Below are 511 nucleotides of genomic sequence, written 5' to 3'. Positions count from 1 at the left end.
GGGTGGGGCTCGGCTGCGTTGCGCTGGGGTATGTGGGACTGCAGGCGGTCACCGGCGGGCTCGGGGTTCCGCTCGATCTGGACGAGGCCGTTTACGCGAGCCAGTTCTCCGGCGACGTGCCGCGGACGCCGTTCGCGGCGCACCGGTCCCTCGGAGAGGGGCTGCTGGCCGCGCCGGTCACGCTCTGGACGTCGGACGTGACGCTGATCCGGGTGTACTTCGCCGTACTGTCGGCCGTTCTGCTGGTGCTGGCCTTCTGGCCGTGGTTCAAGGTGCTGGACCGGGCGAGCGTGCCCGTGGCGGCGGCGCTTTTCGCGGTGCCGTGGGTTTCTCTGCGGTACGGCGCCACCGTGCTGCCGAACATGCCGGTCGCGCTGGGGGCCGTCGCGGCCGTTGGGGTGCTGGCCGCGGGCGGGCGCCGGGCCTGGGCCGTGTTAGCGCTGATCATCGCGGGGGTCGGGCTGCTGCGGCCCACGGATGCGGTGTGGCTCGCGCTGCCGCTGTTCGTGGC

General features: G+C 73.2%; 1 pseudogene. It reads left to right on the top strand.

The features are described from left to right. Positions 1-32: 32 nt before the first annotated feature. Positions 33-511: pseudogene (locus E1266_RS37660) on the top strand (hypothetical protein); the annotation flags it as partial.

The sequence above is a fragment of the Actinomadura sp. 7K534 genome, from assembly GCF_004348575.1.
In the GTDB taxonomy this organism is placed as follows: domain Bacteria; phylum Actinomycetota; class Actinomycetes; order Streptosporangiales; family Streptosporangiaceae; genus Spirillospora; species Spirillospora livida.
The sequence above is the reverse complement of the archived record's forward strand: the minus strand, read 5'-3'. Positions and strand labels throughout refer to the sequence as shown.